General features: G+C 28.4%; 9 protein-coding genes and 1 pseudogene. All 10 read right to left on the bottom strand.

All coding sequences use genetic code 11. The features are described 5' to 3' along the window. Window positions 1-2: 2 nt before the first annotated feature. A pseudogene (locus GOQ29_RS08740) lies at window positions 3-292 on the bottom strand (recombinase family protein); the annotation flags it as partial. Between the two features lie 377 nt (window positions 293-669). Then, a complete protein-coding gene (gene lysS / locus GOQ29_RS08735; protein WP_203372269.1) occupies window positions 670-2,145 on the bottom strand; it encodes a lysine--tRNA ligase in 1,476 nt (491 codons plus the stop codon). A 21-nt stretch (window positions 2,146-2,166) separates the two neighbouring features. Further along, window positions 2,167-2,646: a transcription elongation factor GreA gene (greA, locus tag GOQ29_RS08730; RefSeq protein WP_203372268.1), complete on the bottom strand. Its 480-nt coding sequence runs from the start codon at window positions 2,644-2,646 to the stop codon at window positions 2,167-2,169. A 129-nt stretch (window positions 2,647-2,775) separates the two neighbouring features. Further along, window positions 2,776-3,699, bottom strand: a complete 924-nt coding sequence (locus GOQ29_RS08725; RefSeq protein ID WP_203372267.1) for a hypothetical protein — start codon at window positions 3,697-3,699, stop codon at window positions 2,776-2,778. Between the two features lie 93 nt (window positions 3,700-3,792). Then, window positions 3,793-4,764 (bottom strand): tRNA dihydrouridine synthase DusB, encoded by a 972-nt coding sequence (gene dusB / locus GOQ29_RS08720; protein WP_203372266.1) that lies wholly within the window; start codon window positions 4,762-4,764, stop codon window positions 3,793-3,795. Between the two features lie 45 nt (window positions 4,765-4,809). Next, the gene (locus GOQ29_RS08715; protein ID WP_484477075.1) at window positions 4,810-5,595 is read right to left on the bottom strand and encodes a type III pantothenate kinase; all 786 of its coding nucleotides are present in this window, start codon (window positions 5,593-5,595) and stop codon (window positions 4,810-4,812) included. Between the two features lie 13 nt (window positions 5,596-5,608). After that, window positions 5,609-6,358: an ECF transporter S component gene (locus GOQ29_RS08710; RefSeq protein ID WP_203372264.1), complete on the bottom strand. Its 750-nt coding sequence runs from the start codon at window positions 6,356-6,358 to the stop codon at window positions 5,609-5,611. A gap of 143 nt (window positions 6,359-6,501) precedes the next feature. Beyond that, complete coding sequence (locus GOQ29_RS08705; RefSeq protein ID WP_203372263.1) at window positions 6,502-7,485, bottom strand: biotin--[acetyl-CoA-carboxylase] ligase; 984 nt, start codon at window positions 7,483-7,485, stop codon at window positions 6,502-6,504. A 40-nt stretch (window positions 7,486-7,525) separates the two neighbouring features. After that, window positions 7,526-7,801: a YtxH domain-containing protein gene (locus GOQ29_RS08700; protein ID WP_203372262.1), complete on the bottom strand. Its 276-nt coding sequence runs from the start codon at window positions 7,799-7,801 to the stop codon at window positions 7,526-7,528. A 104-nt stretch (window positions 7,802-7,905) separates the two neighbouring features. Then, a partial coding sequence (locus GOQ29_RS08695) for a sodium ion-translocating decarboxylase subunit beta (protein ID WP_203372261.1) occupies window positions 7,906-8,002 on the bottom strand: 97 nt, incomplete at its 5' end.

Genomic DNA, 8,002 nt, shown 5'->3' with positions numbered 1-8,002 from the left:
TTTTAATCATTTTTCTTTAACTCCTTTAAAACTTTTTTAGCTTTATTAGCTCTTTCCCTTGAAATCCCCAACTAAAAGCAGTAACTATTTGGATTAAATCTTCAACCAACTCCTGTTCTTCTGTTTTATCTGTATTATCTATAATTTCTATTTTTGTACCAAATTTAGTACATATATTTTCTATCAACTCAAACCCAAAACGAACAAGTCTATCCTTATAAAATATAATTATTTTTTCTACTTGACCATTAGTTATTAAATCAATTAATTTATTCAATCCTTTCTTACTAAAAAATGTGTTGCAAGGGAATGTCTCAAAGTATGTACTGAAACTTTTTTACTTATTTTAACCTTTACTATCTATTCTACAAACATTTTCCATTTCCTTCATTTTTCATGGAAATATCAGAATATTTTAATATATATCATTGTTAATTTATAATACAGAAATAACAAAAAAGTGATGATATATAATCTCATCACTTTTCTTTATTTTCCTAAGTTTATTTGTTATGTATATTTTTCTTAATTTTTAAGCATAAACAAGATATGACCACAGAATCTTGATAAACAAGATTAAGGTAGGTATTCAACGGAATACCTACCCCAACTATTCACATAGAGCCTAAAATAAAGACATATCATATTGAAATGACATGTCTTATATAATTATTCTATTGGTTTCATAGTAGGAAACAATAATACATCTCTTATAGAAGATTTATTTGTTAGTATCATTATAAGTCTATCTATTCCTATTCCTAAACCACCTGTTGGTGGTAATCCTACTTCTAATGCATTTACAAAATCTAAATCCATCATATGTGCCTCATCGTCTCCAGCTTCCCTAGCCTTTAATTGATCTTCAAATCTTTCTTTTTGATCAATAGGATCATTCAACTCAGAAAATGCATTGGCAATCTCCCAAGTGTTGATAAAGGCTTCGAACCTATTAGTCTTTCTTGGGTCATCTGGATTACGCTTAGCAAGAGGTGATACTTCAACCGGATGATGTGTTATAAATGTTGGTTGTACTAAATGTTCTTCACAATACTCTTCAAATAATTCATTTATTATATGCCCTCTAGTCATACCAGCTTTTATTTCTATACCCTTTTCTTTTCCAGCTTTTATAGCTTCTTCATCTGTATTTATTTCATCAAAATCTACTCCAGTATATTTCTTAACTGCTTCTTCCATAGACATTCTATTCCATGGAGGAGCAACATCAATCTCTGTACCTTGATATTCTATTTTAGTGGTTCCAAGAGCTTTTTCTGAAGCATAAGCAACTACATTTTCAGTAATTTCCATCATATCTTTATAATCTGCATAGGCTTCATATAGTTCTATTGAAGTATATTCTGGATTATGCTTTATAGACATACCTTCATTTCTAAACATTCTTCCCATTTCATAAACTTTATCAAATCCACCAACTATTAATCTTTTAAGATATAACTCATTGGCTATTCTTAGATACATATCAATATCTAATGTATTATGATGAGTTATAAAAGGTTTTGCTGTTGCTCCTCCTGCTATAGTATTAAGTATTGGAGTTTCAACTTCTAAATATCCTCTATTATCTAAAAATTCTTTTATGGCTTTCATTATTTTAGATCTGAGTATAAAAGTCTCTTTTACATCAGGATTCACTATAAGATCGGTATATCTCTGCCTATATCTTAAATCTGCATCTTTAAGTCCATGCCATTTATCTGGTAATACTTGAAGCGATTTGGACAGTAAATCTATTTTTTTAGCTCTTATAGATACTTCTCCCATCCTGGTTTTAAATACTTCTCCTTCTAATCCTATTATGTCACCTATGTCATAAGTTTTTAAAAGATTGTATTCCTCTTCTCCTAAAAGATCTTTTTTAGCAAATACTTGAATTCTACCTTCACTATCTTGTATATCATAGAATCCTACTTTACCTTGACCCCTTTTACTCATAATCCTTCCAGCAACAATTACTGTTTTTCCTTCCATTTCATCAAAGTTTTCTATTATAAATTTACTATGATGAGTAGGTTTGTATTTTTCAATCTTGAAAGGATCTCTTCCTTCTTCCTTTAGCTTCTGTAATTTCTCTCGTCTTATTTGAAGTAATTCATTAAGGTTATTTTCACCATTACTCATCCTTACATCTACCTCCGTTTTTTATCTACTTATTTCTAATATTTTATACTTAATAGTTCCATCTGGAACTTGTACTTCGACCAAATCATTTACTTTTTTTCCTAATAAAGCATCTCCTACTGGTGATTCATTAGAAATCTTTCCTTCATAAGGATCTGCCTCAGCAGAACCTACTATAGAATATTCTACTTCTTCATCATATTCTAAATCTAAAACTTTCACCTTAGAACCAACACTTACAATTTCTAATGATATATCTTCATCATCTATTATTCTAGCATTTCTTACCATATTCTCTAATTTAAAAATTCTTTCTTCAACTTGTGCCTGTTCATTTTTAGCTTCGTCATACTCAGAATTCTCACTTATATCTCCAAAAGCTATAGCAGTTTTAATTCTTTCTGCTACTTCTTTCCTTCTAACTGTTTTAAGTTGCTCTAATTCAGCCTCTACTTTTTTTAACCCCTCAACTGTCAAAACAACATCTTTATTTTGTGCCATTGAATTCTACTCTCCTTCTTACAATGATTTTAATTATTTCTCTATTCCATATATATATGTTCATTATTATAATTTAGTAAACTTATTATGTCAAGAATATTTGCAATATACTTTCTAATTGTTATATACTCATTTTTTAACAATAAATCTATCACAAATTTCCTCTAAATTATAAAGATTTTTATTAATTTCTAACCTTCTAAAATCCCTTATATCAAAAGTTTCTTTATAGGAATAGATACTAGATGGTATTTCTTCCTTAAAACTAATGTTCTTATTAACATTATTCATCAATCCTAAATTATCAAATGTAAAATCATCTACAATAATACATGAATTATTTTCATATGATAAATTATTATATATATTAAATACTATACTATTTCTTTTTACCCATTTAATAAAATTTATATTCTTTCTAAAATTAATAATTACATCAAATCTATTAATTTTAGATAAATCTTTAATTATTTCTATTGATAATCCTATATCTTTAATTGCATCATCAAATACACTATTACCTATTTCTTCACTCTCTGTATAGACTGATATATACTTTATATCTGATAAATTTTTTTCAATGATAGCACTTACATCATCTTTTTTCTCAGGAATAATCAATAATTCTATTCCCTTATTAAACCTTTTTATCTTACTAACTAATTTCTTTAAAACAAAAGGTATCGTCTTTATCTTTATATCCTTTGATATATCTGTAACCTCTAAAATATTTTTTTCTATTAATGTTTTTGTAAATATTAAATCATTATCATTTTCAAATATTATAACATTTATTTTTTCTATGGGCGATTTATTTTCAATAAAATCTTCAATCCTACTTGCCAATTCATCTTTGGTCAAATCTTCTCTCATCGTGATTCCAATACAATATCCTATTATATCTTCTTTAAATTTAATTTCTGTTAATATATTTCCTGATATCTTTTTATCCATTATTTTAAGTAAAAACTCCGGAATATGTTTATATGTTCCCTTTTTTCTTAATTGATCATAATAAGTTTTTGCTGATACAACATAAATAAACCTTTGCATATATCTCACCCCAATACTCATACTATTGTACACCAATTATTGTATAAGTATTATATGAAAGGGAATATATATCTATTCTTTATATTTAATCCCTTAATTTATAGAGTTAATATACTCCTTTAATAAATTTATTATTTTAACTTTACTATCCATACTATTTAATTCTCCTCTAATAAAAGAAGAATTATGCATACCTTTTATATACCATCCTATATGTTTTCTTATTTCCTTTACAGCAATGCTTTCACCTTTATATTTACATAATAAATTAAGATGTCTTATACACATATTTATTTTCTCTTCATCTATAGGTTCTGGTAATAATATTCCCTCATTTAATAATTTAACTGTTCTACTAAATAACCAAGGGTTACCTCTAGCTCCACGCCCTATCATTACACCGTCACAATTAGTATATTCTATCATTCTTTTAGCATATTCAGGAGTAAACACATCGCCATTACCTATTACAGGAATATCTATAGCTTTTTTTACATCTCTTATAATATCCCAATTAGCTTCACCAGAATAAAATTGTTCTCTAGTTCTTCCATGTATAGCAAGTAAAGTAGCACCACTTTCTTCTATAATTTTTCCTATTTCAACTGCATTGATATCATTTTCATCCCATCCTGTTCGTATCTTAACGGTTACTGGCTTGTTAGATACACTTACAATTTTTGATACTATTTCTTTTATTAGTTGAGGTTTTTTTAATAAAGCACTTCCATCACCATTTTTGACTATTTTTGGTGTTGGACATCCCATATTAATATCTATAATATCAATATCCTCTCTATGATTTAATTTATTTTTAACTACATTACTCATAATATCAGCATCAGACCCAAAAATCTGAAGGGAAACTGGTCTTTCTTCCTCTTCTATTTTCATTAATTCTTCCGTCTTCCTATCTCCATAATATAGTCCCTTTGCACTCACCATTTCAGTATATAAAAGTCCTACATGCTGTTCTTTACACAAAAGTCTAAAGGACAAATCAGTTACTCCAGCCATAGGAGCTAAAAACACATTATTCTCTAATGTAATATTTCCAATTTTCACCTCATCACCTCATTGCTAAAGAATAAACTCGACATCATGTCGAGCTTATATAGTATCCTTATTTAGTTCATAAATTATTCTTAATCCTTCAAGAGTAAGAAGCTTGTCTATTTTATTTATATTTTTGGTTTCAGATGCTATCAATGTTGAAAGACCTCCAGTAGCTATAACTTTGGCCTTCTCTAAATTAGATTCCTTCTTCATTCTCTCTATAATATAATCAACTAATCCTACATATCCATATATTATACCAGATTGCATACTATTTACTGTATTTCTACCTATTACTTTTCCAGGCTTTTTCAATTCAACCTTTGGAAGCTTTGCTGCCCTTTGAAATAGAGCTTCACTAGATATTTTAATTCCTGGAGCTATAACACCCCCTAGATAATCTCCTTCTTCTGAAACTCCACAAAAAGTGGTAGCTGTACCAAAATCAACTATTATTATGGGGCCTCCATATTGCTGATATGCAGAAACAGCATTTACAATTCTATCTGCTCCTACTTCTCTAGGATTATCATAGATAATATTCATACCTGTTTTTATCCCAGGTCCAACCACTAAAGCTTCCTTATTACAATATTTTATACTCATAGCTTGTAATGAATACATTAATGGTGGCACTACAGAAGAAATTATAATAGCTTCTACTTCAGTTAATTTATATCCGTTATAACTAAATAATCTATCTATAAGCATTCCATATTCATCAGAGGATTTATTTTTATCAGTAGCAATTCTCCAAGACTTTAAAAGTTCCTCATCATTATATATCCCTAAAACAATATTAGTATTTCCCACATCAATTACTAAAACCACTTCCGTCACCTTCTTTTTATTTTTAAACCTTCTTCTTCACTCCCGATACTACAGCAGTTACTATTATCATTGCAACTATAACCTCTGGTATTCCATTCGCAATTCCTATACTCAATATAGCCTTTCCAACAAAGGCTGTATCTCCACCAGTTAATTCAACATATTTTTCTCCATATAATAAATATATCATTCCTAATACACCTATTGTATTAGTTAGTGTTCCTATTGCTGATGAAATTACTATTTCAACTGCATCACCATTAAACTTTTTAAATGAATAATATCCAACAGAAATAGTAATTAATATAAGAAAAATATTTAATAATGTCATAGATTTCCCTGTATTTAATCCACTAATAAGATTATTCCCTAAATAAAATATAGTACTTACCCATATTATTACTAATGTAATTATAGATGATTTCTTTCCCATCTTTTTAAATGTAATATAAGAGTAATACGCTGTTATTCCTATTAATAATCTAGGTAATACAGATACCAATGGATTGTAAAACAATGGTGATACTACAGTGGGAGCAGTTATTGCTCTTATAATACTAAATATCCCAAAAATCAAACCTACCAAAACACCCACAACAGGGCCTTCAATTATAGCTCCAATAATAACAGGTATGTGCATTATTGTCGCATTCGTTGGTCCTATTGGAATAAAACCAATAGGAGTCAAACCTAAAATTGCAGATATACCTCCAAGCATACCAATAATAGCTAATCTCTTAGTTGTGATTGGCTTCTTAGCTTTTTTTTTCATTTTACATACCTCCCGCTCTAGTTTCTTAGAGAATACTAGTCGTATTTTATTTAATATATTTTATAGCAGTCCGATACCAATAAGGTTACCAGCTTTAATACAATAATTATTCTAGCAGGTTTATTTTAAAATATCAATAAAAATTACACATATCCTTTTATTCCTCTAATGGAAATTTCTCCTGAAATTATCCTTTCAGAACTTCCATCATCATACCTTACTAATAATCTTCCATTTTCGTCTATATCCATTGCTATTGCTTCCTTTATATTATTCCCATTTATAACTCTTACCCTTTTGTCTATTAATGCTGAATTCTTTTTGCATATATCTACAGAATTTTTAATTGATCCAGTATTAATAAAATCTTCATAAAGATACTCAAATTCATTTAATATTTTTGCTATCAATTTTACTCGATTAATAGATTCTCTTTTTTCTATTTTTAATGAAGTTGCATTGTTTCTAATATCTTGCAAAAAATCTTTTTCTTCCAAATTAACATTTACTCCTATCCCTATGATAATATAATTTACCCTATTTATTTCTCCACTCATTTCTGTTAAAATACCACAAACTTTTCTTCCTCTAATTACTATATCATTTGGCCATTTAATTTTATTGCTTATTCCAATACCTTCAATTGCCTTAGAGACTGCTGCAGCTGCTATCTGAGTTATTTTAGGAGATTCTGAAGGAGAAATATTTGGCTTGAAAATTGCGGACATCCATATTCCTTTCCTTTTAGGAGATGTCCATTTTCTATTTAATCTTCCCTTACCTCCTAATTGCTCTTCTGCTATTACTATCGTACCTTCCTCTACATTTTGTGCTAATTTTTTTGCTTCGTTATTTGTGGAATCAATAGAATCATAATGATAAATTTTTCTTCCCATATATTTAGTATTTAATAATTTATCTATTAGGCTGGGTTCTAATAAATCTGGAGACTTTAATAACCTATATCCTTTTCGAGATACAGACTCAATAATATATCCCTCTTCTTTTAGTTTTGAGATATGTTTCCATATAGAAGTTCTCGATACATTTAATTTATCACTTATATCTTGACCAGATATGAACAATCCTTTATTTTCCCTTAATATTTCTATAATTTTATCCTTCACTTTTTTACCCCCTGACTAGCTTTTTGTATTCAACATATATCTAGTCTAAGTCCACATCATCTATATGTTTTTCATTAATAAATACTGAACCATTTTCAGAAATATCATCATTTTCTATATTCACATAATTCGTATGTTCTTCTGTATTAATACTTTCTGCAATTTCCTTCAACTTATCTGAAGCCTTATATAAATTTTTCTTTAACTTCTCTCTATTTTCTTTTCCGGTTTCTGGAGATAGCATTAACCCTACAGCTCCTCCTATCAATAATCCTAATGTAAGTCCTTTTACTCCTGAACTCTTTTCTTTACTCATTATATCACCTCTCATATTTTTAATATAATTATATCATTTAATGTACCCAATTTTATAATATTTTAAAAATAATTAAAGTCGGTCCAAAAAAGACCGACTTAAATTTAAGCAAAAAACATTAATAATAAACCTGCTGCCACCGCTGAACCAATAACTCCTGCTACATTTGGTCCCATTGCATGCATAAGTAGAAAATTTGAA

This window comes from Anaeromonas gelatinilytica (assembly GCF_016820635.1).
GTDB classification, from domain to species: Bacteria; Bacillota; Clostridia; order Tissierellales; family SIT17; genus Anaeromonas; species Anaeromonas gelatinilytica.
Note: the sequence above shows the minus strand (reverse complement) of the source record. Positions and strands in the feature narration are given on the sequence as shown.